This window comes from Tepidimonas thermarum (assembly GCF_007556705.1).
GTDB classification, from domain to species: domain Bacteria; phylum Pseudomonadota; class Gammaproteobacteria; order Burkholderiales; family Burkholderiaceae_C; genus Tepidimonas; species Tepidimonas thermarum.
In genome coordinates this window covers 1-25,246 of record NZ_VJOL01000025.1, presented here as the reverse complement: position 1 = coordinate 25,246, position 25,246 = coordinate 1, and the positions used below count along the sequence as shown (strand labels likewise).

Here is a 25,246-nt window from a genome sequence, read left to right as displayed (position 1 = left end):
GTCTCCTTTAGATCTTCCAGTTCTCAACGGGCATCAGGCAGGGGTAATTGGTGCTGGTGTAGCCGGTATCGATCCAGTAGCGGCTGGTCGACAAACTGACTGCGCCACCGTTGGCCAGCACCCCCGTGGTCTGGAATCCCGCCCCCGCAAAATCCATCAAGCCGACGTTCAAGCCCTGGCTGGAGTCGGCGTTGTTCTCGTGGAAGGAATAGGCAAAGGCGCTCGCCCGGATCGGGATGATCGACACACCACAACTGGAGCTGCTGTAGGACAGCCGGTAGTAGCGCGTGGGGTCATCGGTGTTGACCACGTACCCCGACAGGCCCGAGCCATAGTAGTAATAGGGCGCGAACGCCGCCACCCACTGGTTGTCCCAGGTGATCTGGTGACGCATCCCGTAGTAGTTGCCCTGCTCGATGCCGTAAGACGTTGTGCAGGAGACCGTCGTGAAGTTGGTATCCAGCGTGCCGGTGTTGCCGCTGCCGGGTGTGAGCACCGCCATGTGTGTGCAGGCGTGCGGCACAAAACGCACCAGGGCGATCTTGCCACTCTTGGTCGGAATCACCCGCATCCGGTACTGGCTCTCGGTGTAGCCGGTCGAACCGTTGGCGTTCCAGCTGAAATCCACATATTGGTAGCTCGCACCGTTGCTGCCGGCCTTGGCTTCCAGAATGAAGCGATCCAGTTCCCCAGGCTTGCCCGAGAGCTTGGCCGTTGGGTGCTTCCAGATATGGGCGCGGTAGTTGCAACTGGCGTCACGCGCCTCGATCAACACCAAGAGCCCGGCGGCCCAGTGGTAGCCGACAGCGCTGCGCATATTGGTATTGGCCCCGGCCCAGGTAGCGGCCGAGGCCGTTGCCAGGCCGGTGGTGAGTTGATCCAGCTGGGCAAAGCCACCGCGCGTGTATTGGCGCAAGGTGGTGCCGGAGAACCACAGCGACATCGGCTGGCGGTAGCCTTCAGGCCCCACGACCACGCCGAAATTGGCCATGAAGCTGCCCATCTGATCGGGCTGGCGCATCGCCATGCCGCCATTGGCGGACAGCCGCAGCAGCTGGTGACCATCGACCGAGTAGCAGGGCGTGGCCTTGATCCAATAGGTACCTGCCGGACTCGAGCCGACCTGGCCGTTGGTGTAGTTCCAGCCGGTGTAGTCTGACCAGATCTCGCCCGAGGTAGCCCAGGCATTGCCGGCATTGGTCTGGTTGGCCCGGCTGACCAGATTGAAATCCGAGTCGTAGATGCTGCAGTCCGGGCTGTTGTTGTACGAGGAGAACACCCCCACCAGTGGCAGGGGCTGCTTCTCATAGGCCGGGGCGGTCTCGACCGGCAGGGTGCGCAAAAATCGTCCCATTACGCCACCTCCTCGATGCCCCAGGCGTTGAATGTCACGCTGGCGGCGCTGGCCTGCACCACGATCTTCTGGCCCGCAGCCAGGGAGAGCGCAGTGCGTTCCAGCACCTCGGTCGCCGCCAGACTCACATCAAATTCGATGAACTCGCTCTCGGCCGGTGTGGCTGATGCGGTGAGCGCCACGCGCACCTTGGCGGCCGCCGTGCCTTTGTTGCAGGCGGCGACATTGACCACCGAACGGCGGCCGGTGGGCACTTCGTAGAGGGTCGCCAGCGTGTTGGCGGCTGGCAGCGCCGTTCCCAGAATGGACATCGAGGGGGCTCCTTAGAGTTGGGCAAGGAAGAAGGTCTTGCGCCCCAGCACCAGTTGCTGGGTGACGCTGTTGGCAGCGGCTTGCGCCGTGGCCACGGCCTGGTTGGCCGCGCTTTGCGCGGCGGCAATCGCCTGGTCGCGAGCACTGGCCGATTGCTGGATCGCGGTCTGGGCAGCGGCATTGACCGTGGCCACCGTGCTGGCCTCGGTCTGCGCCATCACGGCCAAGGCCGCGTTCTTGGTCTGGGTGACCGAGGATTCCGCTGCCGTCTTGGTGGCGGTGATCGCGGTCTCGGCCGCTGTCTTGGTGGCCGTGACGTTGGCAATGGCCACATCGGCGGCCGTGGCGATGGTGTCGAGCGTCGCTGTCTCTACGGCGGTCGCGTGCGCCGAGATCTCCGCCATCTTGATGTCGCCCATTTCCTCGACCTCGAGGACGGTGGCGCGACCACCGATGCGGTCGATGGCGGTGCCGAGATAGGCCAGCTCTTCGGGTGTGGCGATCTCGGCGGCGGTTTCGATCTTGGCTTTGATCGCGCGCACCGCATCGCGCAGCAAGGGGTCTTTGGCCATGGGGTGTGCTCCTTAAAAGCCGAACTGGTGAAACACCCGCAGTTGCTGGCGGTGCAGCCGTTCGGCGAGTTGATCTTGCCCCTGCTGGGTAGACGCCTCCTGCGCGGCCACATCCGCATCGATGCGGGTGAGGGCCTCGCGCAGGTTGAGGACGTCTTCAGACAGCAGGTGCTCGGGGTGCGGCAATGGATAGCCGCGCGGCGTGCGCTCCTGGGTCATCGCTCACCCCCATCAGGTGACGATGACGCGCAGGTTGCGCACGAAGGGCCGGTGCTGGGGATTGCCGGACAACGCCAGCTTCACGCGCGTGGTGCGGTCGGCACCGACGCCAACGAGGCTGCTGGCCTTGTAGGTGCGCTCGACCCAGCCGTTGCCCACTTCCACGCCCTTGTCCAGCGCCAGGTCTGTAAAACTGCCTGGCGTGCCGGACTCGGCCTGCACCGTGACACTGGACGTGCCGGGGGTGAGCGCATCGAAGGTGACGGACACATTGAAGGTGGCAGCAGCCGGAATCGCACGCGACAGGTAGTCGCCAGCGGCCTCCAGCGTGCCGAACACCAGCTGCGTGCCCGGGTAGAGGATCGGACTGGCCGTCTCCGTGCCAGTCAGCTTGGCCGACACCGCCAGGTTGCCCGAGATCTTCTCGCTCAAGGCCAACCCCTGGCCTTCCGACAGGGTGTAAGTGCGCCCTTGCGCATCGGTCGCCAGGAACTGCACATCGGTACCGGCGGCCGGACGCTCGACGCCCGCGAGCGCCATCACATCCGACAGGTTGGTCACCGTGTACTGGCCCAAACTGATCGTCTTGGACTGCTGCGTGAAGCGGCAACCCAAGAGTCGAAACGTCAGGTCCTGCGTCTGGTGCGGTGTCCAGGTGATGCCGTTGGAGGACGAGAGCAGTACCCCGATCTGGTAGGGCTGCGCCGTCACCCAACCGGTGCGCGGGTCGTACTTGCCGAGCTCGGCCACCGACACGGCGTGGTTCGCATCGTCGGTGAGCACCACGATGGCGTACTCGCGGTTGGCCTCGAGTGCCACCGGATCGAGGGTGATCCGGGTCGGGTTGCCGTCGGTCTTGATGTCGGACGCCAGCAATCGGCCTTCGGTCAGCACCGTGGTGGTCGGGATGCCGACTTGGGTCTCGCGGATTTGCACGATGACGGGTGCCGAACCCCCTTTGGTGGTGAACCACAGCTCCAGAGCGCCGATGGTGCGGCGTTCGGGCAGCGTGAAGGTTTGCGCCAACGGGTCCCAGCGACGCACTACCGTGGTCAGGATGCGACGACGGGTCTCCGTCACGATCTGACCCCGACCGACGTAGGTGGCGGAGCCATAACTGCCACCCGCCCCGAGGAATTCCACCAGCTTGGCGCCAGCCGGGATGGCCTGCGGGATCTGGAACGTACCCGTCAAGATGCCCGAGGCATTGGCAGCGGTGCCCGCAGGCTGCGCGATCCCGATACCGTCAAAGCGCAAAGCGGCCAGCGCCTCGCCGGGTCCGAAGCCTTCCACCCGATAGGCGACGTTGAGGCTGCGCAGAAACTGCGCTTCCACACTCGAGGAGGCCAGCACCTGCTCCGAACGGCGAACCTCGACGACCTGCTCGAGCACACCGCTGCCGGTGATCAGGCGCTCGGTGACGTCGGACGCCCAGGTGGTGTTGGTGACGGTGAACTGGTCGACAGCCGGGTTCAAGGTGACCCGGGCCGGCACCGGCTCGAAGGCCTGGTAGGGGTTGATCTTCATCGACCCGGTACGGGCCAGCTGCTCGATCACCGGGGTCAGTGTGTAATCCAGCGTGATGAGGGTGTTGCCGTTCTCCTTGGCGTGCTGGGCGGATGCCGTGATCGGCAAGGTGAGGACACCGGCCACAATCGCCCCGGTCTGCGCCACACCCTGGTCGCGCAGGTCATCGTCGAGGAAGTTGTCCACGAACAGGCCCTTCTTGGCGGCGGGCTCACGGATGTTGGCATCCACGCGCAGGCGCTCCAGGGCCATGAGATCGTAGAGGTCGGCAATCTGGCGCTGCATCGCGGTCAATTCCGAGACCTTGATGGTGCGAATCGCCACATTCCTGACCTCGGGCTCCGAACCACTGCGCCAGTCGTAGGCGATCTCGACCAATGCCAGACGCGAGGCGGGCACCGTGGGCGCGACGGGGTTCCTCACCTGGCTGATGCCCTTGATGCGCTCGACCTGGCCATCGGCGGTGAGCGCCAGCACATCCACGCGCGGCAGCTTCCACTGGTAGTCGATGTACATAGTGGAACCCTGCACCACGTCCGCGACCTTGAAGCCGGTGTCGGTCAAGTCCGTCGGCGTGACGCTGGCGATGTACTGGTAGGTGACCTGGTAGCTCGATCCGGGTGCCGGCTCAGCGCCGCCGGGCGACCAGTCGATCTCATCGCCCACCACCTTGTAGTCGCTGCCTTGGGTGTAGGTGGTCGTGCCTTGCTTGACCTCCAGCACGGCGACCACCGTCGGCTCGGTCAGCACATCGCGCGAACCGGTGAAGGCACCGTGCACGACGGTCTCGGTCTTCTGCTGCGTGACCTTGATGTCGAGCACCTGGGCGAGCGGCGGGCGGTTGATGGTCACCACCATCGTGCCATTGCCGCTGTCATTGAACACCTGCGGTTCCGAGGACACCCGCTGCAGATCCGGGTCGATGGGCAGCCGCAGGCGCTGCGACTGGCTGCGCTCGACTTTGAAACCGTCGATGTTGGCACGGCCCTCGGCGACCGAGAAGATGTGCTCTTGGGCATCGGTATCGGTGCTGAGGAAACGCACGCCCAGCCCTTCGGTCACATAGTGGCCGTTGGCGTCATAGTCGTAGCGCGCCAGGCTCGCGATCACGCCATCGAGCACGGGCGGCTGGCGGCGGTTCTCGAGGATGCCGTTGTCCAGCGCATAGATGGCGTGAAAGTCGCCGGGCTGACCGTCACTGGTGCCGGCACCTTCCCAGCCCCAGGCGAGCGTCTCTTGCAGACGACCCGCACCCGGCTCCTGGTAGTTGCGCACGCCGACGGCGGGTTCGCGCAGGTTGGGATCTTCGAGTTCAGTGATGGTGCGGGTGGTGAAGCGCACGCCGACCGCAATACGGCCGGTGGTGGGGACGGTGAAACTCGCAGCCGGCACCTCGCGCACGGCGCCACGCAGATAGACGCGGCCGGCTTCCAGGGTGACCAGCCCCGTGTCGGCATCGATCTGCAGGTTGGCCCCGCTGACGATGTCGCCATCCTTGAGCAGCGCATCGGCCACGCCCTGCAGGCGGTGGATCAGGGTGGCCTGGATCTCGTTGAGCTCTCGGGACTGCAGGCCATCGCCGGCGCGGAACAAGAGCTGGGTGTAGTGCTTGGCCGGGTCAAACAGGTTGTAGTAACGCTCGATCATGGATGGCCTCGCTTAAAACGTGACAACGAATTCGAAGGTCTCGCGCGTGCTGGGCTGGCGCACGATGGGCACCGAGTTCTGCAGCACGAGCAAAATGCCCGGATCGGTGATCTGGGCTGGAATGAAGAACTTCTGCCCGATGGGCAAAGCGGGATCGGTCTGGGTGCCGACGAAGAGGCCTTGCTCGCGCACCACGCTGGTGGCGGCATCCTCGAAGTCGAAACGCACCCGGATGAACAGATGGTTGGTCGGCTCAACCGAGAGTCGGTATCGCCCGGTCGGCACCACGATCTCACCCTCGGGGTCGGCGGCAACGAAATGCACCTCATCCACCACCCGGCGGCCGACTTCGCGCAAGAGCGCCGTCTGGCCAATCGACTCGGGCGGGTGCGTGACCTTGAAGTGGACGGTGACGTCACCGCCTTCCGGGATGGTGCTGTCAGGCAGACGCCGGATCACGCCCTCACGGGCATTGGCGCTGTAGTCGATGTCGAGCGCGTATTCGGTCTGGTCATCCAGCGAGGTGACGCGAATGTCGGCCAGGTGCGTAAAGCCCAGCTCGATCACACCCGCCTCGTCAAAAGGTGTGCTGATCGCCTTGGTGGTGTCCCACAGCGGATCGCCCTCGCCCAGGGCGAGATGCAGGGTTTGTTCTTTGATCGCGGCGGCAAGGGCCGCGCGACCGCTGGCAGTCAGGATGGCCATCGGGTGCTCCAGGAAATGAAAAGGGTCAAGAAATCAGGACTGCGTGCTGTGGGCGCTGCCGATCAGCTCGCGGGTGTCGGTCCAGGTTGAAGTCGGCCAGCGCACGCCGGTCCAGGTTTGGCCGCGCCAAGCAGCACGGACACTGGCAGTCGAGATCCGTGCCGGCTGCAGCACCGCCGAGACATAGGGCTCAGTGGCCTGAGACAGCAGGCGCAGCATTCTTGCTGCAGCGTCTTCAAAGTCATAGGGCAGCGGCGGCGTCAGTACCGATGTGCAAATTTGCATCTCGGTGAGTGGCCGCCATTCGATCTCGGCCAGGTCACCCAAGGTGAGATCACCCAGTCGGGCAACAGGCCGGGTGCGCAACAGTGCTCGCCGGGGCGTGCGGGTATTGACCTCGCCCAGAATGACCTCACTGAGCACCACCTGCGCCCGTTGGTACAGGCGTGGCCGCCAGCCGGCCGCATCGGGTAGAGCTGGATTGCTCCGGGCGTGATCACGCCGCACAAAACCCCGGTCGAGGCTGGGTACGGACTCGCCCAAGGCCCACATCCCCAGCGCCTGATCGGCACGGGCCTGGACCCGGTGAACAGCGAGATGGTCGCGGTGGGCCAGCAGACTCAAGGTCGGCACGACCAGGTCACTCGTATGCGCCCGCCTGAATCGCTCCAGCACTTCCACCCGGCGCAGGCGATGATCCGATTCGGACAAGGTGCCCTTACCGAGTCCGAATTGTTCGCCGTGTTCCTGCCAGACAAACCTCGGCAGGTTGGCGTTGATGTCGCCCAAGGGCGTGCTGTCCGAGAGCACCACCATCGCCCGGCAGAACTTGCGCTCGGGTCGCACCCCAACCGGATCGGGGACGCCCAGCGCATTGGCCAGCGTGAACAGGTGCGAATGCAGGATCTCCTCGTTGGGCGTATGGCCCGGATCACCCAGGGCCGAGAAGCTCAACAAGTAGCGATCCATCAGGCGCGCGATCGCAAAGCGCACGGCTTCCCGCGCGGGCGCCAGCACGATGTCGGGCGGAGGGTTCGCCAATTGGCGGACACGGCCAAACGACAGCTTGGTCTGCCCATCTCGCCAGAACACGCCACTGTGATCCGACAGCAGCGCCTCGCCCAGCCGACTCTCACCCGGCACCAGACGGCGCAGATCCCAGCCGTGGTAGATGCGTGACAGGCGGGATCGGGCTGGTGCCGACAGCCGGGCCATCGCGATCAGGTTGGCGATGGTTCCATCGTCATCCAGTACCTGACCCGGATCGAACTGGAACTCGGCGAAGTGAATGCCGGGGGTTTCCTGCTCGACCGTGGCGGTCGCGCCGATCCAGGACAGGGCGGTCGTGAGCGCTGCCGGGGTGCCGCGCAGGCGTTGCCAGCGGATACCCTCGGCAATGGCCCGGCGAGGATCGGGCAGGTAGGGCAACAATTCGCCCAGGCCATATTCCCAGATCAGCCAGGGCAAGAGACTGTCGCTGGGGTCGGTCTTGAACCCCTTGAGGGACTCAGTCTCGCCTCCCAGTCGGGCCAGCAGATCGGTCGAGAGGGAGAGCGAACATTCGAGTGCCGTGGCGTTGGGCGGCAGCAGGTGATCCGATGTCATGCGCCCTCCTGGGTAGAGAAACCCCAGGGCGGCGCGCTTACCGGTCTCTGCCCGCGAAGGTCAGCTGAACGTCGGTCAGGCGCACCGCCTGGGTGCTGTGGATGCGGATATCGGTGGCCGGCTCACTGAGCTCGACCTTGTGGACACCGGGCTGCTGCAATTGCCCGATCAACCAGGACTGGGTCAGGTCCCAGCCGAGCACGGCCTCCTTGGCCAGGGCTTGGGTCAGTCGCTGCGCCAGCCCGTCAAACACCGCCATCGGCGTGTCGGGGTAGAGCCAGATCTGGGCGGAGACCGTCACCGGCACCAGACTGACCGGCACCACTTCCACGGTATCCGTCAGCACCCGCACGTCGTCGCGCAGCACCGTGGCGCGCACGGCGTCCAGCAGCGCTTCGGGCACGGTGTCGCTGTGCCCGGTGGGCAGCACGCTGATGCGCACTCGACCCGGCCCGGGGCTATCGACCGCCACATCGGCCACTTCCGGAGAAGCCGACAAGGCCCAGTAGCGGTAGTGCGCCGCACCGCCGGCATTGGCAAAGCCCATGATGCGGGCGCGGATGCGCCGACGCAGCGGCTCATCTTGCTCCTGGGGCAGCCGGGAAACGCCATAGAAGGCCCCCAGGTGCTCCAGGTCGTTGCCCACCGCAAAGGCCAGCAGATTGGCCCGCGCGGCTTCGTTGATACGGGCGCGCAGCAGTAGCTCGCGGTAGGCCGCCACCTCGATCAGCTTGATCGCCGGGTCGGAGGCCAGCAGCGCGCTGTACTGCGGGTAGCGCATCTGGAAGTCGCGCAGCAGCGCGTCGAACACGGTCTCAAAGCGCAGGGTCTCGAGCACCTGCGGCGTGGGCAGGCCCGCGAGTTCCGGGGCCATCGTGGTCAGATTCATGGGTTCTCTCCGCTGGTCCTGCCACCGATGCTCAACCCCGACAAGGTGACCGTCTGACCCTCAAAGCCCTGCAGCCGCACTTCGCCTTCGAGCGTGATCTCCACCCAGCCGGCCCGCGCGTCGCTCAGGCGCACGCGGGTGAGCTTGAAGCGGGGCTCCCAGCGGCGCAGCGCCTCGGCGGTGGCGGCGTAAAGTTCCACGGCCAGACGTGGCGTGATGGGCTGATCGATCAGTTCCGGCAAGCGAGAGCCGTAGTCGCGGCGCATCACCCGGGTGTTCAGGGGCGTGGAGAGGATGTCGGCGATGCTCTGGCGCAGGTGATCGAGGCCAGCGAGGGGCTGGCCGGTGTGGGCGTTGAAGCCATTCATCGCAAAGCACCCCCTTCATCCCATTCGGATAAATGCGCAAATTTGCGCAATTACGTCGCGCTCAAGGGTCAGCTGTTGCCTACCCACCCGCAAAGACATTCGGCGAGCCCTGCGCCACCCGTGATCCACAGGCGACCGGGTCGCCGATGCGCCCCAGCGCCCGGCCATCGACGAACACCGAAGCGCTGCCCTGGGCCAAGGTGCTGGCGTGGCAGGCCGGTCCACAGCAATGGGTGGCCCAGCCATCGCCTTGGCGGTGGGCGCCGATACCGTTGATGAAGACCGTCGCACTCGCTCCGGTAGAAGGCCGGGGTGGCCAGCAACCGTGACCGGTGCAGCGATCCCCCAAACGTGTGGCTGCAGGCATTGCTTTCTCCTCGGTTGCCAACCTTCCGCACATTTGCGGAAGGTTCAGTTCAGATCAATCCGGGGAGCGGTGAGGCGAATGCCGGCGTCCGTCATCTCGATCTTGCTGGGGCCGATCTCCAGGACGATCTTGCCGCCTGACGGTACCGACAGACGCCAGTGGTGCTGCGCCCGGTCGTACTCCATCACCGCGCCGTCTTTCCATGCGGTGCGACTGATGTCGGCGCTGTCGGCCGGCGGAGGATAGGCGTCGCGGTAGAGCGAACCCACCACCACCGCCTGGTTGAGATCGCCGCCTGGCGCCACCAGCACGACTTGCTCGCCGGGCTCCGGGGCGTGCCAGGTGCGGTCGGGTCCGGCGCGCACGGTGGCAAACGGCAGCCATGCGGTCAGGATGGGCCCCGCCTGCACCCGCACCCGGGCCCTCGATGCATCGAGTTCGGCCACTTGCCCCAGCATCACCAGGTTGCTCAGCCGCCGCTCGGCCTCGGTCATATCCTGGTGCAGATGGCGTTCGCTCATGGCGTGGCTCCGGCGGGATCAAGCAGAGGTTGGTAGTCTGGCTCGTGAGGTATACCGATGCGCGGCGCCCAGCTGTAGAGCACCTGCAGCGGCAGCGCCCCCTCGGGTGTTTCCAGCGGTCGGGTCCAGTAGCTGACCTCGAACGACAATCGAGCGGCCAGCACCGGCGTGTCACCATCACCGCCCTGATCGACCTCGGTGCGGGTGAGGCGCGTGCCTTCGACCAGCAGTCCCAAAGTCTCATCGGCATCGAGGATGGCTTCCACCGCCTGGGCCAGCACATCGGCCTCTTCGGCAGCGGCGTCACCACTGGCGATGATTTCCACCGACAGTTCGAGCAAGCGGCGCCGTAGCCCCGGATCAGCATTGGGCTGATCCTCGATGCGCTCGTCGCGGGTGTAGATCAGGATGGCGGGCAGCTTGCCGGCAAAAAGCGGGGTACTGCGATGGATGCTGATGCGCGCGGCCGTGATGCGCGGGTCAATGGCCGGCAACTGCGCTACCAGACGTTCCTTGACTGCCTCACGGATCAGGGTGCGTGGGTGCTTCATGCTCACTGCCCCCTTTGTGCAGCATCAGTTTCAAAAAGCCATGGCCATCGGGCTGCACATCGACGATCAGGTAGAGCGCACCTTGGACCGTCACCGCATCGCCCTGCGTGGGCAAGGCGGGCAGGTCCACCTGTCGCACCTCAAGCATCGGCTGTGTGCTCGAGACGGGCACGCCTGAGCGGGTATCGACGTCCTGGTGCATTGCCGTAAAAATGGCCCGGCGAGTCAGTGCCTCAGGCTGGCCTTCGAGGTGAAAGACGACCGGCTCACCAAATGTGGTCAGCACGATCGCGGACATGGATCGAGTCAGTTCGCTAAAAACCGTCATGGCGCCGGCCAGCCATTGCTGGAAAAGAGCCGCACGGTCAGCGCCGGGCGTTTCACAATGGGCAGCGGGTTCGACTGGGTGTAGATGTCAACGCCCGTGCCGTTCGCACGTGCCAGCTGGTGGGCATAGAGCTCCTGACCATAAGTGCCGACAGCTTCCATCAGGTTCGCCGGCGCGAAGTAGGTGCGGAAAGTATCCAGCGTGCCCAAGGGGAACGCCACCCCTTCGCGCGGCGGGATCAGGCGCACGGATGTGCCGTTGGCGAGCGTCACCGTGCCGAAATACTCCTCGAACAGGATGGAGCCGAAGCGGAAGCCCCGGCGCACATCGTCGCGCAGCGGGTTGGTGCCAGCCGTGCCCTGGTAGAAGGTGTAGGCCTCCTTGACGGTCTTGTGCTTGACCAGGGCATCGAAGAACTCGGGGCTGACCAGGGCGTGGATGCTGGTCATCATCTCGCCTTTGAGGTTCTCCTCGATGTGGCGCGCGACCTGGGTGCAGTGGATGACCATGTCCTCGGTGCTGCCGAACACAAAATCCACCTCGGGCTTCTGGATGCCGAACTCGTCGTGCCAGTCGTAGAGGGTGTTGCCAGCACCATCCTTGGTGATACCCAAGAGTGCATTAACGCGCATGTACTCCAGCGTCTGCGCGTGTTTCGCACGCATCCGGGCGAGCTTGCGTGTCATCACGGTGACCAGCGGGTCTTCACCAGCGGCCAGGCCCAAGCCCCGAATCCCCTGGATTTCCTCGGGCAGCACCACGTCGTTGTGCGGGATGTGGGGCACGGCAAACGAGCGTACCGAGCGCTTGTCGGTGGTGCCCACCGTCGCAGGCGCACCGGGCGCAACAGCCGGCAACAGTCGCAGCTCACCCTCGATAGATTCGATGGTGACGTTGCGCTGGGAAATCGGCTCAGGAGCGAACAGCCCCAGCTGGCCCACCCGGCCATAGGGGTTGGGCAGCATCTGGATGGCTGCCGACATCTCGGCCAGCGTGAAGCCGCCGGCGTCGAAAGGATTGACAATCACGGTCATGGAAAACTCCTGCGAATTTGAATCAGGCAGCGGTACGCACGACGATGCCATTTACAGAAAGAACGATACACAACTGCCGTGGGCAGCCAGTTGCTGGTGTTTGAGGGATTGGGCAGCGGCGTCCGCCACGGATGCATCGAAGGCCAGAGCACGGTCGGCGACGATGACTTGGCCACGCGCAAGCACCACGGCTTGGGTGTCGGTGTCGCTGGCGGCCACCGGGTGCAGCAGCACGGCCGAAGCAATCTCAGCGCCTTCCAGCCCTGGGGTGGAGGCTGCCGGCGAGAAGGCATAGACGCCCGTGGCGGTGATACGACCGAGCACCGCCCCCAAGGGATAGGCGACACCGGCCTTCAGGGTGACGGTCTCGCGGGTGTAGTCCGGGTCGGACTCGCGCTTGATGAGGTCACCAAGGCTCAAAGGGGAAATCAAAGGTGTGCTCATTTACGACCTCCATAGGCTTGGGCCGCTTTGACCAAGGGGCTGTCAGCGACGGATTGGGGTTTGGTGTGGGGTTGCGGCGGAGCCTCGGCGACGATGTCTTGCGCCACATCACGTTCGGCGGCCTGCTTCAGTACCGACTGGCGCAGCGCATCCGGGGTGACGCCACGCGCTAGGGCCTGCGCCGGGTCAACCGTCACGCCGAGGCGCTTGGCCTGGGCGGCGATCTCAGTGAGCTCGGCGAGCTGGCGGCGCAGTCGCTGCTCCACCTGGGCGGCGATGGCCGCTTCATCGAGCGTCGGCGGGGTCGGGCTTGAGTTCGGCGCGCCGTCCTCGTGGACATCCTCCACCGGCGCATCGGTGGTGTTGTGATCGATCATGTAGGTCTCCTTCTGGGTCAGTTGAGATGGATGGGATGCGCGGGCGGCCGACTCATTGCGCGACCTGCGTCCGTCACGCATGGCAAACTGGCGATGCAGGGCCGTGATCGCATCAGCGCGGGTACCGATCCGATCGGCCAGGCCCACGCGGAGGGCGGCTTCACCGCGATAGACGCGAGCCTCGGTGTCACGAATCGCCTCGGGTGTGAGGCGGCGGAATCCGGCGACCAAGGCGATGAACTGGTCGTACAGTTGCTCGATGTCGGCCTGGATGTCGGCGGCGACCGATGCCGGCAGCGGCGCGTGCGGATGGCCGTCGACCTTGTGGGCGCCGGCGTGCAGGAAGGTGTAGTTCAGACCGGCTTTGGCATCGGCGACCGACTCATCGACATGCACCGCCACCACGCCGATGGAGCCGACCTCGGCGGTGCGGGTGAGCCACACTCGGTCAGCCGCACAGGCAATGGCATAGGCGGCTGACAATGCGGCCTCATCGGCGATGGCCCAGAGCGGCTTGCCAGAGGTCTGTGCCAGGGTACGCAATCGCTGCGCCAAATCGAACACCCCACCCGCCTCGCCACCGCTGGAGTCAATCTCCAGCAGCACCGCCTTGACCATCGGATCGGCAAAGGCTGCCTCGGCCATGGCCTCGATGTCGTGATAACTGGTGAGGCCACTGGCTGCACCGATATACGAAGAGCGACGCACCAGGGTGCCGAGGATCGGGAGGATGGTGATGCCGTCCACAATCTGGAGGCCACCGGTCATGCCGGCATCGACGTTGGCCGGGGGCGGCGTGGCCAGGGTGTCGCCCGCGAGCTTTCTGGCCACCACCCCGAGGATGACTTCGAGTTTGGGGCGCGCAATGAGGAGCGGCGTCCCATACAGACGGGACGCCAGGTAGGGCAAATCGGTCATGGGAATTCCTCAGTTCGAGGGGGCTGGCGGCGGCGCCTGCGCAGGAGTCGGTGCCGGGACCGGTGCAGGCTCACGCCCGAAACGCAGCCCCAGGCTGTCCTCGCGCCGGTGGTCAGCAGCAATCTCGGCATCCACCATCGCGGCATCAAACCCGCGCTCGGCAATCGCCTGGGTACGCGACTTAAGCCCCGCCTCGATGGCGTTGATCTCGGCGCGGATGTCTTTCAAGGGATCGACCCAGTCCCAGCGGGGCGGTAGCCAACTGCAGTCCAGGTAGTCGGCGCGGCGTTGCTCGTAGTCCGGAAGCTCCAGAGCACCCGAGAGCACCGCCGTGTCCATCCAGCGCGCCCACACCGCCCGGCACAGCTGAAACACCAGTACCGAATGCTGGAATGCCTCGATGCGCCGGCGAAACTCCAAGAGCGCCGCCCGGGTGTTGGAGTAGTTGGCCTTCAACATATCGGCCGACAGGTTCGCGTAGGGCAAGCCCAGCGCGGCGGCCACCTGCAGCAAGGTGCGGTACTGAAACGACTCGTAGTTGCCCCCGACATCGGCCGGGTTCGAGAAGGTGATGTCCTCGCCGTCGTCCAGGATCTGGAGTTGCCCGGGTTCGAGCGGCAGCAGCGGCTCGCCCCGGTCGTCCGTTTCATTGCTGTTGTCGAAGTCGCGTTCGGGCCGGCGCACGAAGCCGACGAACATCGCAGCGACCTTCTTGCGATCCAGCTCGGCGTCGTCGTACTGGTCGAGCAGAAAGAGCTTCACCAGCGCCGGAGAGAAACGTGACACGCCTCTGAGTTGCCCAGCGTCGACGGGATCAACGATGTGCAGTACCGACTCAGCCGGCACCCGTACCGTCTCCCCGGCCAGCCCCGGATCGGTGATGTCGCCCGGGTGGCGGCGCAGGAAGTGGTAGGCGACTCTCCGACCAATGCGGTCGAACTCGATGCCCTGGCGAATGCGGTGGCCGTTCTCCAGCAGCTGGTTGTGATTGAGCGGCAGCATCTCGGCGGGGAGCATCTGCAACTGCAGCGGCACGCTCAAACCATCCTCGGGCCGACGTGGCCGGATGCGAAAGAACACTTCCCCGGCGATGAACAGTTCCCGGGCGGCCCGCCGCTGCTGACCATAGAAGTCGGTCAGCCCTTCGGCATCGGACTCATCGGTCCAACGTAGCCACAGCCGTTGCACCCGGTCCTTGAGCACGGCATCGGCGATGCCTGACGAGGGCTTGATGCCCGTGCCCACGGCATTGCCTGCCCAGGACTCGACCGCGTTGGCGGCGTAGCCGTTGTTGCGGATCAGGTACCGGGCGCGGGCGGTCATGTCCGCGCCGGCGGCCTGGATCAGGGTGTTGACGTGCGCGCGGCTGGCCTGAAACATCTTCAGGCGGCGCGACGACAAGCCGCCCTCAAAGCCGCCAACCATCGCGCCGACGCGCAACACCTGCCGCCCCAGCCGCTGACGCCACTGTTGCCACACGCCCATCACAGCCCCTTGCTCGCGTAGACGCGGATACGCCGCGCCGGGCGGCGGCCTTCTGCCTTGGCGATCTCACGATCCAGGTCACCCAGGGCCGACTGCAGCTCGGCATCCGACTTATAGGTCACCCACTTGTCGCCGGCCTTCACGGTGAGCACGCCATTGAAGCGCGCGGCCTGCAGGGCTTCCCGCTGGGCCCTGAGTTGTTCGAGGGTCATGAGCACTCCTCGCCAGCACGGTGCTGGCTGGTTTAGTCTTTACGCTATCCGCCAATGGCGGATATACTGCGCAATATGGAATTCATCGAAACCCCGACCTTCACCCGTCTGCTGGCCAGTTTGCTGACCGACGATGAATACCGGGCGCTTCAGAATGTCCTGGTGGAAAACCCCGCGCGCGGCGATCTCATCCCAGGTGGTGGCGGCATCCGCAAACTGCGTCACGCCTTGCCAGGTCGGGGCAAAAGTGGCGGAGTCAGGGCGATCTATTACTGGAGCAGGGACGACCACCAGATCTACATGCTGTTGATCTACCCAAAGTCCAAGAAAGACAACCTGACCGACCAGGAAACCGCCGTGTTGCGTGAATTTGTGAAGGAGCTATGACGATGGACCAAACACTGTTCGAGGATCTGGTGCAGAGCCTGAAAGAGGCCAAGGCCATCTCGCGGGGTGAGATGGCGGCTTCGCGGCGTATCCGAATCGATACGCCTGACGTCAAGGCGGTGCGTGAGCAGATCGGGCTGTCGCAAAGTGAGTTCGCCCAGTTGATGCACGTCAGCATCAAAACCCTGCAGAACTGGGAGCAGCACCGCCGCACCCCCACCGGCCCAGCCGCAGCCTTGCTCAAAATCGTCACCACCGCGCCGGACGTAGCGCTCAAGACGCTACACGCCTGAGCGCTACGCTGCCCCGTTCGAACTGATCACACGTAGTTCGACGAAATCGCCATGCGCCGACGGCGCGGCGTCGGCACCGATGGAATCGACACAACGCTTTGGCCAGCATCCTGACGAGCCACCGACTGCTTCGGCAGCGCCTCTACCCGCCGGTTCAGGTTGAGCCCCATCGACAGCAGCCCATGCAGCGCGGCATAGGCGTACACCCGGCAGTCCAGCGCTTCGTTGCGTCGGCCATCCGGTTTCCACCAGAAGCGCTGCGAGAAGCCCTTCACGTAGCGGGTGCGAATCCGCTCGGCCGTCAGCTGCTCGAAATACTGCGCATCCCGGTCCAACGGGAAATGCATCGCACCAGCGCCAGCCTCGGACTTCTTGAGGCGGGCGTAGATCGCCTCCTTGGCAGCATCGACGCCCACCGTGAACAGATTGACCTTGCCCTTGTTGGCCTTGCTCGGACGCTTGGGCCAGATCGGCCGTTTGCCTGAGCCCCCCTTGATCGCCCAGATGCGTTTCCTCTCCCGGCCCTTGCAGAAGGCGTAGGCGGCGAGCGTATGGTGGCCACCGGTATCGAGGCAAGCAGCTTCGATGGTCAGACCGTTGGCCAGGGTCTCGTGCTCGAAACGGTTAGACAGATAGGCATCCAGCTGCGCCCAGGTGTCCGGTGCCGACGGGTCGCCCCACAGCACCTTGTAGTCGATGGACCAGGACTCCTCGTCCCGGCCCCAGCCGACCACCTCCAACTCCAGCCGGTCGTCCTGCACGTCGATGCCGCAGGTGAGCAGCGCGACCTCCGCAGGGATGGCTGGCCCGTAGGCTTCTCGACGTTCCATCAGGCCTTCCGCATCCAAGGTCTCACCCTCCCGGTCTTCCCAGGTCTCGGCCAGTTTGGTGTTCACCCAGACCTTGAGCCGCACCGGATCGTCCTTGGCGGCGTGGTGCTCCTGGGCGATCTCGCCCCAGGTGAGCCACGGCGAATACAGGCTCGACAGATGAAAGCCCACCGTCTTGCCATCGCCCTTGGCCTTGGCCACCCAGCGACCGTTGGCCAGCAGTGCCGGCTTGCGGTACTCGGGATGAATGCCGTCGCAGGCCGGGCAGTGCCAGGCGGCGTCCGCCATCTTGCCGGTCGGCCACTTGATGTCCCGCCATTGGATCTGGCTGTGCGCCCCACAGTGATCGCAAGGCACCTCGAACACCCGCTGGTCCGACTCCAGGTAGGCCGCCTCGATGCGCGAGAAGCCTTTGAGCGTCGGCGTTGAGCACAGATAGACCTTGCGATTGACGAAGGTGGCAGCGCGCTGCACGGCCAGCGCCACCGGATCGCCCTCGCCATCGGCATCGCCCGGGTAGCCATCCACCTCATCGAGAAACAGGTAGCGCACCGGCATCGAGCGCAGGCCCACCGCACTGTTGGCGCCGGTCATGATCAGCACGCCGCCGGGGAATTCCTTCATCAGCTGGGTGTTGCCGGAATCGCGTGACCGTGGGTCCTTCACCCGACTGGCGAGTTCAGGGCTCGCCTCGATCAGGGCATCCACCCGCTGCTTGGAGACGCGCTTGGCGCCTTCCACCGTGGGCTGCACCAGCAACATCGGCCCCGGGGCGTGGTGGATGACGTAGCCGACCCAGTTGAGTCCGCATTCGGTTTTACCCACCTGCCCTCCGGCCATGAACACAACACGCTCGATGCGCGAGGTGGCCGACAGCGCATCCATCACCGCCTTCAGGTACGGGGTGCGGCTGGTCGACCATCGCCCGGGTTCGGCGGAGGCCACCGACGAGAGCATCCGGTGCCGGTTGGCCCAGTCATCGACGGTGAGGATGGGGTCGGGCGCCAGACCCCGTTTCCAGGCCGATTCAACAGCCGATTCAGCAGTGTCGAACACAAGCCACTCCAATGCGAAATAGATAGGCCGAACGCTTGGCTTTCTGCTTGAACAGCGCGTTCATACAGATGTCATCAACCCCCACGGAGAACGCCATGAACGCCAACCGCCACACCAACCTCGTGAACACCCACGCTACCCAATCCCTCGACACCCTTGGCCACAAGCTCGCCGAGGCCGCCCTGACCGTGCTGGTGCGCACTTGCCGCAAGGAAGTGGCCTCCGCCAGCCGCGACGAGCTCGAAGCCGCCTGCGTCGCCATGCGCGCCCAGGCACGCCCGGTCATCGACCGCTTGCTCGACGACGCCCGCGCCGCACCCTGGGTGGCCGAAGCCGCCTTCCACGCTGCTGCCCTGGATCTCGCGCAAGCCGGCATCGCGGTGTTGCGCAAGGCCTGACGAGAAACGCGAAGCCAAGCAAAAAGCGCTTGGCTTCTCACGCGAACAGCGCGTTCATCACGTCACCCGATCACCACGCACCAAGGAGCAGACCATGACCCTGCGCATCCGCCAACCCCAGGTCACCGACACCAACGGCAACGCCCTCGGCCCCCGCCTGATCCGCGTCGAGTTCAACGATCAAGGCCCAGCGACCGTGATGTACGACGGCCAGCGTTACGACTTCACCGGCAAGACCGGCACCAACCTCAAAACCGGCCTGCCGGTGCGCGAGATGGCCACCGCGCGCGATGCGCGCCTGTGGATCAGCCTCGATGGCGAGCACCTGTGGGAAGACTGACTCGCGCCGATCCATCCAACGACCAGGAGAAACACCATGTCTGCACAAACCTCCCCCATCACCGAACGCCAACTCGATCTCATCACCCGCGCCCATTGCGACGCCAATGGCCTGATCGAGCCGCTGCTCGAGCTCAAGGGCGGCGCCAAGCTCAAGATGATCGCCAGCCTCGCGCAGCGGGGGTTGATCGAGCAGCAAGGCGGCCAGTGGCGCCTGAGCCCAGCAGCCATCGCCATCATCAAGGGCGAGGCGCAGCCGGAAGATGTCCTGCCGCCGACGGTGGCCACCCGCGTTGCCACGCCGCCCCTGGCCGACGACCCGGAGCTGGAAGCAGCGGTCGCCGCCGCCGAGGCCAGCTGGCAACAGGACCAGCCCGATGCCGCGCCGAAGCGCGGTCGCGAGCACAGCAAGCAGGCGCTGGTGATCGAGATGTTGAAACGCCCCGAGGGCGCGACCATCGCGCAGATCTGCGAGGCCACGGGCTGGCAGGCGCACACGGTACGCGGCACCTTTGCCGGCGCACTCAAGAAGAAGTTGGGCCTGACCATCGTCTCCGAGAAGATCGAAGGGCCTGCTGGCACGCCGGGCGCAGGACAGCGCCTCTACCGCATCGCCGAGGAAGCTACCGCGTGAGCACGCAGCCCGACGAGCCAATCCCGGCAGACCTGTTGCCAACCTTGCTGGTGGCCTGCCGGGAGATGCAGATTGAGCTTGGCTTCAGTGGCGACAAGCGCGTTCATACAGGTGTCGCAACGATCAACTGAGAAGGAGAGCACACCATGAACACCCCCCGCGAATTTCAAGCCCTGCACGCCGAACACCGCGCCCGCGAGGCCCTGGCGCAAGCCCGATCCACCCTGGAACGAGCCTTGCGCGAACTGGATCGCTACACCGCCCGGTTCGATGAAGCCGAGTCGCTGCGTGACAAGGCTGATGTGATGAACTGGACCCTCAATGAACTGGCCTGCAACATCACGCCGAACCTGCGCCTGGACCTGATTGCCAGCGCCCAGGCAGAACTGGTGCGTGCCGACACGATGGAATGAGGCCCCCCGAGCCAAGCGCAGAAAGATGGAGATGGCACTTGGCTTCCATCGCCCGAAGCGCGGCACGTTGGGTGTCGCAACGATCAACCGCCAGGAGCCAGAGATGAACACCACCACCCAGATCCCCGCCACCCAGAACGAGTCGTGGGGCTTTTACGGCACGATGAACGAGCAGGCCGAAGCCGCCTGGCCACTGGCCATGACCGCCATCTCGGACGCCACCGGCCAGCCGCTCGAATCGGTGCGCGCCTTCCTCGACAGCCGCCACGGTCGCCACTTTGCCGACGACGTGCAAAACGGCCTCTACACTGGCGCCACCCTGGCCGACGCGATCAACGCCGCCACGCAACGTTGGATGGGCTGGACGATTGGCCGCAGCACCAGCAAGCGTTTCGGCATCCCCAAGGGCCTTCCCTACCTGACGGGCTTCGTGATCCACTGCGAGATCGTCGAAGAGTCCCTGGCGGCATAAGGAGCACACCATGGCCGTCGCACCCACCAGCCCACAACTCGAAGCCAACTACGACCAGTTCATCGCCGAGCTGACGGTACTCACCCGCAAGTACGGCGTCGCTATCCAGTCGGTCGGCGGCGTGATCCTGGCCGACGCCCCGGACGAGTTTCGCAACGTCACGTACCGCGCCGACATCAGCAGCGGTGATCTTTATCCGGAGTTTGCGGACAGCTGACGCACGCGCAGCGCCTCGAAGGCCCGACGCAGCACGTAACTCCTGACGAGCGACACGGCCGTGAAGATCAGGCCAATCAGCAAGTTCTCCTGCAGCGTGGCGTACAGACCGAAGAGCGGAAACACCGCCCACTGGGTTGCCACCGCCACGCCATAGCCGACCAGCACATTGGCCACGGCTTCCACCAGCGACATCCAGCGCGACTGCTTCACAGCGCCTCCTCGGCTTCCCGTGCGTGGATTCCATGCCATGCCTTTTCCACGCCAGATCTCGCCACGCCGGAGCTTGGCATGCGGTACCGGACCTGTACCACACCTTGCCTTACCACCTTCAGTCGATCATCCCTGCCTCGAGGGGCTGATCGCTCGCCAGCTCATCGAACAGCAAGCCATCGTCAGCGCGCTGCGCCTTCTGTCCGGTCCAGTCTTGCCAGCGGCGAACAATAACGTCGCAATACTTCGGATCGAGTTCCATGACCCGACAAACGCGGCCCGTCCTCTCGCAGGCAATCAGCGTGCTACCCGAACCGCCGAAGCAGTCCAAAACAAGACTGCCCGGACGACTGGAATTGCGAATCGCGCGCTCAGGCACCTCCACCGGCTTCTGGGTCGGGTGCAAGGCATTCTTCGCGGGCTTCTTGATCTCCCACACGTCACCCTGGTCACGATCACCGCACCAGTGCCGATTAGCCCCCTCACGCCAACCGTAGAGGATGGGCTCGTACTGGCGCTGGTAATCCGAGCGCCCGAGCGTAAAGGTGTTCTTGGCCCAGATGATGAAGGTGGACCAGTGGCCCCCGGCAGCCCGAAAGGCGGACTGCAGCGTGTCCAGTTCGCTGGAGGACATGGCGATGTAGATGGCACCGTCGCACCGCTGTAGCGCAGGCTTGAGTGCGGCAAGCAGGAAGGCCTGAAAGCCTTCACCCAGGTTGTCGTTCAGGATCGGGCGGTGGGTGCCGCGCAGCTTGTCCTTGGGACTGTTGGCATAGTCCACGTTGTACGGCGGATCTTGAAAGATCATCGCCACCCGCTCGGTGCCCAGCAGCGTGTCGTAACTTGCCGGATCGGTCGCATCGCCACAGAGCAGCCGGTGCTGGCCCATGATCCAGACGTCGCCGGGTTTGGATACCGGGTTGACTGGCACCTCGGGAGCAGCATCCTCGTCGGTGTTGCCCTCGGTGGTGGTTTCTTCGCCGGCCATGATTTCCAGGAGCTCGTCGGCATCGAAACCGGTGAGCGCGAGATCGAAGTCGTCGAGCTTGAGCTCTTCGAGTTCGAGGCGCAGCAGGTCCTCGTCCCAGTCCGCCCAGGTGGCCGAGCGGTTGGCCAGGATACGGAAGGCCTTGATCTGCGCTGGCGTCAGGTCATCGGCCAAGATCACCGGCACCGTCTCCAGCCCCAGTCGCAAAGCGGCCTTGAGACGCAGATGGCCGTCGACCACCTCGCCTGTGCTCTTGGCGATGATCGGGATGCGAAACCCGAACTCGGTAATGGCCGCCGCCATCTGCTCGACCGCGTGATCGTTCTTCCTGGGGTTTCTGGCGTAGGGGATCAGCCGACTGGTTGGCCAGAGTTCGATTTTGTCAGCGAGCATTTGTTGGTCCATAGTTGTACAATAATTCTGTCCAATTAGAAGGAGGTTGCCATGACCATCGAAACCACCTACAGCCAAGCCCGGGAGCAGTTCAAGACGCTCATGGACCGCGCGGTCGATGACCGAGAAGTGATACTGGTACGCCGCCGTTCCGGGGATGCGGTGGCGATGATTGCCGCCGATGAGCTGCAAAGCCTGATGGAGACGGCACACCTGCTGCGCTCGCCGAAGAATGCCGAGCGTCTGCTGGCCGCCTTGGCACGCGCCCGTGCTGGGGATGTCGCCCCGACCGCCGTCGATGCCCTTGAGAAGCACTATGGCCTCGAAGCCTGAGGCCAAACGCGTCGCGGTGTTTCAGCCCGAGTTTCTGGAAGACTTGAGCTACTGGGTAGAAACGGAACGCCGCACGGCCAAACGGTTACTGGAACTGGTCAAGGCCGCACTACGTGATCCCTTCAAGGGCATCGGCAATCCCGAACCACTGAAGTACTTGGGCGCGGATGTGTGGTCACGTCGCATTACGCAAGAGCACCGCTGCGTCTATCTGGTGAAAGCGGATCGGATCGAGTTTCTGCAGGGGCGCTACCACTACTGATCCGGCGTTCTGCCTCGACCTCGGCAAAGGCCTGTCCGGTCGCCAGCAAGGTCACCGGGATGTCGGGGTGGTTCTGTTGGAAGCGCTTGACCGCCACGTCGGTGTATTGCGGGGCGAGTTCGATGGCTCGGGCCTGGCGTCCAGTCTTCTGGGCGGCCAGGATCGTGGTACCGGAGCCCCCGAAGGGCTCGAAGACGACATCACCCGGGTCCGAGTACGCCAGCAAGATGTGCTCGGGCAGGGCCACCGGAAACACCGCCGGATGGTCGATGTCCCGGCCGATCTTGCCCTTGTGGCGCATGAGACGGATCACGCTGTCCGGGATGCGGTAGTCCTGGGTGGGCTGTCCGGCATGGGTCCAGCCACCGACTTCGCCATCCTTGCCGCGCATCGCCGTGGAACTGCCATCGGCGCGCAGGTGGCTGTCCTGGCCAGCGTGCTTGCAGGGGACGATCTTGTTGGGCCTCCTGCTCTGGCGGTTGAAGTGGAAAACAAACTCGAAGCTTGGAGCCAATCGGCCCTGCCAGTCGCCAGGCATCCCGGGGCCCTGGTCCCAGACGTACCAGCCAAAGCGTCGCCAGCCTTGCTGGCGCATCCAGGCGATCCAGCCATCCCAGTACGGGATCACCTCGTTGTCGCGATGAATCAGACCGAGGTTCACCAGCACCTGACCGTCGCCTGCCATCGGCAAATTGGCGAAGACGCCGCGCATCAGCGCATCCCAGTCGGCGATGCCCTGGGTGTAGTCGCGCTGCTGGCCGTAGGGCGGGCTGGTGAAGCACAGGCTCGCCTGGTCATCGGCCATCAGCTTGGCGACCACAGCCGGATCGGTCGAGTCGCCGCAGATCAGGCGGTGGGCGCCCAGTTGCCAGATGTCGCCCGGGCGTGACACCGGGATCACCGGCGCATCAGGAATGTCCTCGTCGGCGTCCTCGGTAAATCCGCCCATGGGCGGATTTGTTTCGTCGCCCGGATCGGCCTCATCGAGCAGACTGGCCAGCTCTTCGTCGCTGAAGCCGGTGAGTGCCAGGTCAAAACCGGCAGCGGAGAGCTCGGCCAGTTCGGACGCCAGCAGTTCCTCATCCCAGCCTGCGGCTTGGGCAAGCGCATTGTCGGCGAGGATGTAGGCGCGGCGCTGCGTGGGCGTGAGGTGATCGAGGACGACCACCGGCACGACATCGAGCGCGAGTTTCTTCGCGGCGGCCAAGCGACCGTGACCGGCCATGATGTCGCCCTCGCCAGACACCAGCAGCGGCGCGGTAAAACCGTACTCGACGATGCTGGCAGCGATCTGTGCCACCTGTGCATCGGAGTGGGTGCGCGCATTTTTGGCGTAGGGCTTGAGCCGGTCCAGCGGCCACAGCTCGATACGGCTGGCCATGGCAGGGGTGAAGGGAGTCGTCATTGATGACCCTCGACGAAAGTGTTGAAGCATTCGTCAGAGGGATCTGACGAAGAAATCAGCGCAGGCGCTGCGTGATCTCGCGGGCGACGATAGGAATCAGCGCATCAAGGTGCTGGCGTAAGGCGTCGCGCACCAGGATTTCGAGAAGCTCGGGCGACAGGTCCGCCACTGCGGGCTCATCGACGGGATCGGGGCGCAGGCCCGCTGCGAAGGCTTTGCCGACCACATCGCCCACATCGGCGTAGGTCGGCTCGCTGGGGCTCCACATCGGGTGGGTTTTGATCAGGTGTTTCTTCATCGGGCCAGATCCTCCAGCGCTTCACGAATGGCGACATCCAAGATGTCGGTGACGCCGCGCACATCCGGGTCGGCCACCACCAAGGCGACGATCTCGGGGGCAACCTTGCGCGGGATTTGCTGCATCCGATCCCGCAGCTGGCGGGCCAGCTGGAAATACTTGATGTCGACCTCGTCCTTGCTGATCAGCTTGCCGGTGCGCTCTTCGAATTCGAGCTTGGCCAGGCGGGCAGAGTAGGTTTCGCGCACGGCCCGGGCCTTGTGGTAATCGACGCCTCGGGCATCGTCGCTGGCCTGGGGCATCGGCGGCGGTGGCGCGGGTTGGGAAGCGTGCTGGGCAACAGGCGGTGGTCGGGTGGTGGTCACCCTCGGGGTGGTCGGCTGGGCGGTTCGCGTGTGCCGATCCCACTGGGCATCAGCCTTGGCCGGATCGATGCTGCCATCGGGTTCGGGATGGATGCGGCCCATGGCAATCGCCTTCTGGACAGCGGACAGCGCCACACCGCGATGCCGGGCGTAGGCGCGCAAGCTCATGCTCATGGGGATCTCCAAGCATTCGATGGCAGCCGGGGTGACCACTGACCACCTGACCACCTATTTTTTGTGTCTGACGCTAGGCAAGCGTCGCGCTGCGCGCGGCCCCCGCTTTTTAGATCGCCCGGAAGGACCCGTTAATCGTCGCCAGAGGCGCAATTGCAGCCCCGGCAATGCTCGGAGATGCCCGCATCGCAAAATCGCTCAGAAGCCTTTCTGGCGCGTTTTAGGGCTATCGACTTTCAGTGTTCCAACTCGGAGCAGAGTCTTGACATTGCCGCTCATGTCGCATAACACATCAATGTGTTATATTTCGTTTGCGGAGGCGGTCATGCACTTCAATATCTA

General features: G+C 64.7%; 35 protein-coding genes. 11 read left to right on the top strand and 24 right to left on the bottom strand.

Annotated elements, in window-relative coordinates; all coding sequences use genetic code 11:
* Window positions 1-7 precede the first annotated feature (7 nt).
* From Tther_RS07545 to Tther_RS07460, 18 genes are all read right to left on the bottom strand, one after another.
* Complete coding sequence (locus tag Tther_RS07545; RefSeq protein WP_143902497.1) at window positions 8-1,354, bottom strand: hypothetical protein; 1,347 nt, start codon at window positions 1,352-1,354, stop codon at window positions 8-10.
* Window positions 1,354-1,665, bottom strand: coding sequence for a hypothetical protein (locus tag Tther_RS07540; protein ID WP_143902495.1), 312 nt, complete (start codon window positions 1,663-1,665; stop codon window positions 1,354-1,356). Before Tther_RS07540 ends, Tther_RS07545 begins: the two co-directional genes overlap by 1 nt.
* A gap of 12 nt (window positions 1,666-1,677) precedes the next feature.
* On the bottom strand, window positions 1,678-2,238 hold the full coding sequence (locus Tther_RS07535) for a hypothetical protein (protein ID WP_143902493.1): 561 nt from the start codon (window positions 2,236-2,238) through the stop codon (window positions 1,678-1,680).
* 12 nt (window positions 2,239-2,250) lie between these two features.
* Window positions 2,251-2,457 carry a hypothetical protein gene (locus Tther_RS07530; RefSeq protein ID WP_143902491.1) on the bottom strand — a complete coding sequence of 69 codons (207 nt, stop codon included), beginning with the start codon at window positions 2,455-2,457 and terminating at the stop codon, window positions 2,251-2,253.
* A 12-nt stretch (window positions 2,458-2,469) separates the two neighbouring features.
* Complete coding sequence (locus tag Tther_RS07525) at window positions 2,470-5,631, bottom strand: DUF4815 domain-containing protein (protein ID WP_143902489.1); 3,162 nt, start codon at window positions 5,629-5,631, stop codon at window positions 2,470-2,472.
* 12 nt (window positions 5,632-5,643) lie between these two features.
* Window positions 5,644-6,336 (bottom strand): hypothetical protein, encoded by a 693-nt coding sequence (locus tag Tther_RS07520; protein ID WP_143902487.1) that lies wholly within the window; start codon window positions 6,334-6,336, stop codon window positions 5,644-5,646.
* Between the two features lie 33 nt (window positions 6,337-6,369).
* Entirely contained in the window at window positions 6,370-7,941 is a 1,572-nt protein-coding gene (locus Tther_RS07515) for a phage tail protein (protein ID WP_143902485.1), read from the bottom strand.
* Between the two features lie 37 nt (window positions 7,942-7,978).
* The gene (locus Tther_RS07510) at window positions 7,979-8,830 is read right to left on the bottom strand and encodes a baseplate assembly protein (RefSeq protein WP_143902483.1); all 852 of its coding nucleotides are present in this window, start codon (window positions 8,828-8,830) and stop codon (window positions 7,979-7,981) included.
* Entirely contained in the window at window positions 8,827-9,198 is a 372-nt protein-coding gene (locus Tther_RS07505) for a GPW/gp25 family protein (protein WP_143902481.1), read from the bottom strand. Before Tther_RS07505 ends, Tther_RS07510 begins: the two co-directional genes overlap by 4 nt.
* A gap of 79 nt (window positions 9,199-9,277) precedes the next feature.
* Window positions 9,278-9,565, bottom strand: coding sequence for a PAAR domain-containing protein (locus Tther_RS07500; RefSeq protein WP_143902479.1), 288 nt, complete (start codon window positions 9,563-9,565; stop codon window positions 9,278-9,280).
* 44 nt (window positions 9,566-9,609) lie between these two features.
* A complete protein-coding gene (locus Tther_RS07495; RefSeq protein WP_143902477.1) occupies window positions 9,610-10,086 on the bottom strand; it encodes a phage baseplate assembly protein V in 477 nt (158 codons plus the stop codon).
* Window positions 10,083-10,637 (bottom strand): hypothetical protein, encoded by a 555-nt coding sequence (locus Tther_RS07490; RefSeq protein WP_143902475.1) that lies wholly within the window; start codon window positions 10,635-10,637, stop codon window positions 10,083-10,085. Before Tther_RS07490 ends, Tther_RS07495 begins: the two co-directional genes overlap by 4 nt.
* Window positions 10,609-10,965 carry a head-tail joining protein gene (locus Tther_RS07485; protein ID WP_425472811.1) on the bottom strand — a complete coding sequence of 119 codons (357 nt, stop codon included), beginning with the start codon at window positions 10,963-10,965 and terminating at the stop codon, window positions 10,609-10,611. The genes Tther_RS07490 and Tther_RS07485 overlap by 29 nt, the downstream gene beginning before the upstream one ends.
* Window positions 10,962-11,999 (bottom strand): major capsid protein, encoded by a 1,038-nt coding sequence (locus Tther_RS07480; RefSeq protein ID WP_143902471.1) that lies wholly within the window; start codon window positions 11,997-11,999, stop codon window positions 10,962-10,964. Before Tther_RS07480 ends, Tther_RS07485 begins: the two co-directional genes overlap by 4 nt.
* 51 nt (window positions 12,000-12,050) lie before the next feature.
* Entirely contained in the window at window positions 12,051-12,443 is a 393-nt protein-coding gene (locus Tther_RS07475; RefSeq protein ID WP_143902469.1) for a head decoration protein, read from the bottom strand.
* A complete protein-coding gene (locus Tther_RS07470) occupies window positions 12,440-13,738 on the bottom strand; it encodes a S49 family peptidase (RefSeq protein ID WP_143902467.1) in 1,299 nt (432 codons plus the stop codon). Before Tther_RS07470 ends, Tther_RS07475 begins: the two co-directional genes overlap by 4 nt.
* Before the next feature lie 9 nt (window positions 13,739-13,747).
* Window positions 13,748-15,223 carry a phage portal protein gene (locus Tther_RS07465; protein WP_143902465.1) on the bottom strand — a complete coding sequence of 492 codons (1,476 nt, stop codon included), beginning with the start codon at window positions 15,221-15,223 and terminating at the stop codon, window positions 13,748-13,750.
* Window positions 15,223-15,435 carry a phage head-tail joining protein gene (locus Tther_RS07460; RefSeq protein WP_143902463.1) on the bottom strand — a complete coding sequence of 71 codons (213 nt, stop codon included), beginning with the start codon at window positions 15,433-15,435 and terminating at the stop codon, window positions 15,223-15,225. Before Tther_RS07460 ends, Tther_RS07465 begins: the two co-directional genes overlap by 1 nt.
* A gap of 75 nt (window positions 15,436-15,510) precedes the next feature.
* Here Tther_RS07460 and Tther_RS07455 point away from each other — a divergent pair, with 75 nt between their 5' ends.
* Both Tther_RS07455 and nadS read left to right on the top strand, forming a co-directional pair.
* Window positions 15,511-15,822, top strand: coding sequence for a type II toxin-antitoxin system RelE/ParE family toxin (locus Tther_RS07455; RefSeq protein ID WP_143902461.1), 312 nt, complete (start codon window positions 15,511-15,513; stop codon window positions 15,820-15,822).
* A gap of 2 nt (window positions 15,823-15,824) precedes the next feature.
* A complete protein-coding gene (gene nadS / locus Tther_RS07450) occupies window positions 15,825-16,115 on the top strand; it encodes a NadS family protein (RefSeq protein ID WP_143902530.1) in 291 nt (96 codons plus the stop codon).
* 26 nt (window positions 16,116-16,141) lie between these two features.
* Here nadS and Tther_RS07445 read toward each other — a convergent pair whose 3' ends face one another.
* Window positions 16,142-18,001 (bottom strand): phage terminase large subunit family protein, encoded by a 1,860-nt coding sequence (locus tag Tther_RS07445; RefSeq protein WP_246098951.1) that lies wholly within the window; start codon window positions 17,999-18,001, stop codon window positions 16,142-16,144.
* Between the two features lie 95 nt (window positions 18,002-18,096).
* Between Tther_RS07445 and Tther_RS07440 the strand changes: the two genes are divergently transcribed.
* From Tther_RS07440 to Tther_RS07415, 7 genes are all read left to right on the top strand, one after another.
* Window positions 18,097-18,399, top strand: a complete 303-nt coding sequence (locus Tther_RS07440; protein ID WP_143902459.1) for a hypothetical protein — start codon at window positions 18,097-18,099, stop codon at window positions 18,397-18,399.
* Between the two features lie 94 nt (window positions 18,400-18,493).
* Window positions 18,494-18,739, top strand: coding sequence for a hypothetical protein (locus Tther_RS07435; RefSeq protein WP_143902457.1), 246 nt, complete (start codon window positions 18,494-18,496; stop codon window positions 18,737-18,739).
* Between the two features lie 36 nt (window positions 18,740-18,775).
* Window positions 18,776-19,372, top strand: coding sequence for a DUF3489 domain-containing protein (locus Tther_RS07430; RefSeq protein ID WP_246098950.1), 597 nt, complete (start codon window positions 18,776-18,778; stop codon window positions 19,370-19,372).
* The gene (locus Tther_RS13640) at window positions 19,369-19,503 is read left to right on the top strand and encodes a hypothetical protein (protein WP_281280167.1); all 135 of its coding nucleotides are present in this window, start codon (window positions 19,369-19,371) and stop codon (window positions 19,501-19,503) included. The genes Tther_RS07430 and Tther_RS13640 overlap by 4 nt, the downstream gene beginning before the upstream one ends.
* 15 nt (window positions 19,504-19,518) lie before the next feature.
* Window positions 19,519-19,785 (top strand): hypothetical protein, encoded by a 267-nt coding sequence (locus tag Tther_RS07425; RefSeq protein ID WP_143902455.1) that lies wholly within the window; start codon window positions 19,519-19,521, stop codon window positions 19,783-19,785.
* 103 nt (window positions 19,786-19,888) lie between these two features.
* Window positions 19,889-20,257: a hypothetical protein gene (locus Tther_RS07420; protein ID WP_143902453.1), complete on the top strand. Its 369-nt coding sequence runs from the start codon at window positions 19,889-19,891 to the stop codon at window positions 20,255-20,257.
* Window positions 20,258-20,267: 10 nt separating this feature from the next.
* Complete coding sequence (locus tag Tther_RS07415) at window positions 20,268-20,474, top strand: hypothetical protein (RefSeq protein ID WP_143902451.1); 207 nt, start codon at window positions 20,268-20,270, stop codon at window positions 20,472-20,474.
* Here the strand turns inward: Tther_RS07415 and Tther_RS07410 are convergent.
* Window positions 20,450-20,686, bottom strand: a complete 237-nt coding sequence (locus Tther_RS07410; protein WP_143902449.1) for a DUF7220 family protein — start codon at window positions 20,684-20,686, stop codon at window positions 20,450-20,452. The two genes, Tther_RS07415 and Tther_RS07410, sit on opposite strands and share 25 nt — an antisense overlap.
* A gap of 118 nt (window positions 20,687-20,804) precedes the next feature.
* Window positions 20,805-22,079 (bottom strand): DNA modification methylase, encoded by a 1,275-nt coding sequence (locus Tther_RS07405; protein ID WP_143902447.1) that lies wholly within the window; start codon window positions 22,077-22,079, stop codon window positions 20,805-20,807.
* Between the two features lie 39 nt (window positions 22,080-22,118).
* Here Tther_RS07405 and Tther_RS07400 point away from each other — a divergent pair, with 39 nt between their 5' ends.
* Both Tther_RS07400 and Tther_RS07395 read left to right on the top strand, forming a co-directional pair.
* Window positions 22,119-22,400: a type II toxin-antitoxin system Phd/YefM family antitoxin gene (locus tag Tther_RS07400; RefSeq protein WP_143902445.1), complete on the top strand. Its 282-nt coding sequence runs from the start codon at window positions 22,119-22,121 to the stop codon at window positions 22,398-22,400.
* Window positions 22,384-22,662, top strand: a complete 279-nt coding sequence (locus Tther_RS07395; protein WP_143902443.1) for a Txe/YoeB family addiction module toxin — start codon at window positions 22,384-22,386, stop codon at window positions 22,660-22,662. The genes Tther_RS07400 and Tther_RS07395 overlap by 17 nt, the downstream gene beginning before the upstream one ends.
* Here Tther_RS07395 and Tther_RS07390 read toward each other — a convergent pair.
* The 3 genes from Tther_RS07390 to Tther_RS07380 are packed head-to-tail and all read right to left on the bottom strand — an operon-like array spanning window position 22,586 to window position 24,898.
* A complete protein-coding gene (locus Tther_RS07390; protein ID WP_246098948.1) occupies window positions 22,586-24,067 on the bottom strand; it encodes a site-specific DNA-methyltransferase in 1,482 nt (493 codons plus the stop codon). The two genes, Tther_RS07395 and Tther_RS07390, sit on opposite strands and share 77 nt — an antisense overlap.
* A 55-nt stretch (window positions 24,068-24,122) precedes the next feature.
* Window positions 24,123-24,365, bottom strand: a complete 243-nt coding sequence (locus Tther_RS07385) for a hypothetical protein (protein ID WP_143902441.1) — start codon at window positions 24,363-24,365, stop codon at window positions 24,123-24,125.
* Window positions 24,362-24,898 carry a hypothetical protein gene (locus tag Tther_RS07380; RefSeq protein ID WP_246098953.1) on the bottom strand — a complete coding sequence of 179 codons (537 nt, stop codon included), beginning with the start codon at window positions 24,896-24,898 and terminating at the stop codon, window positions 24,362-24,364. The genes Tther_RS07385 and Tther_RS07380 overlap by 4 nt, the downstream gene beginning before the upstream one ends.
* Between the last annotated feature and the right edge of the window lie 348 nt (window positions 24,899-25,246).